The organism is Aeromonas sp. 600774 (assembly GCF_049175075.1).
Classification (GTDB): Bacteria; Pseudomonadota; Gammaproteobacteria; order Enterobacterales; family Aeromonadaceae; genus Aeromonas; species Aeromonas veronii_A.
On the sequence record NZ_JAAKUJ010000035.1, the window covers coordinates 1 to 650 of the forward strand.

Here is a 650-nt window from a genome sequence, read left to right on the forward strand (position 1 = left end):
GTGCGGGAATTTGGCGGCATCATCGCCTTGATCATGCTGCTGACTATCTGGATTGGTCTGTGGGGTCTATCCCTGCACAAGCAGGTGCGCCAGCGTAGAGCTGCTGAAGCGGCCTTGAGCACGCAGCTCAAGTTCATCGAAGATCTGGTTGATGGCACACCTCATCCCATTTATGCCCGGGATCAGGAGGATAGACTGGTGCTGTGTAACAGCTCCTATGCTGGTTTTTTTGGTGAGGAGAAAGATAGTCTGCTGGGCACTACCATGGAGGAAGATATACGGCGCTGGCCTTTCCTGGCTCCCTTGCTAGAGGATTTCAGCATGGCACGTACAGTGCGGTGTGTCAGGCAAGGTGATCATCGCTTGTCAATGACAACAGGCGTTGTCGATGTTTATCACTGGGTTCAACCTTACTTTGATCTTGAGGGGAGTGTTCAAGGGGTCATTGGGGGCTGGATCGATGTGAGCGAGCGGCTGCGTTTGTTAGAAGAGCTGGCCCTGGCCAGCCAGGATGCTCAGGAGGCCAATCGTGCCAAGTCGACTTTTTTGGCGACCATGAGCCATGAGATTCGTACACCCATGAATGCAATTATTGGGTTGCTGGAACTGACCTTGCGCCGTGCTCGACTGCATGAAGAGGACAAGGCCTC

Annotated in this window: 1 protein-coding gene; it reads left to right on the plus strand. The window is 53.7% G+C overall.

Features of this window, described 5'->3' with window-relative positions; all coding sequences use genetic code 11:
• A partial coding sequence (locus G5171_RS20265; RefSeq protein WP_421260656.1) for a histidine kinase dimerization/phospho-acceptor domain-containing protein occupies positions 1-650 on the plus strand: 650 nt, incomplete at both ends.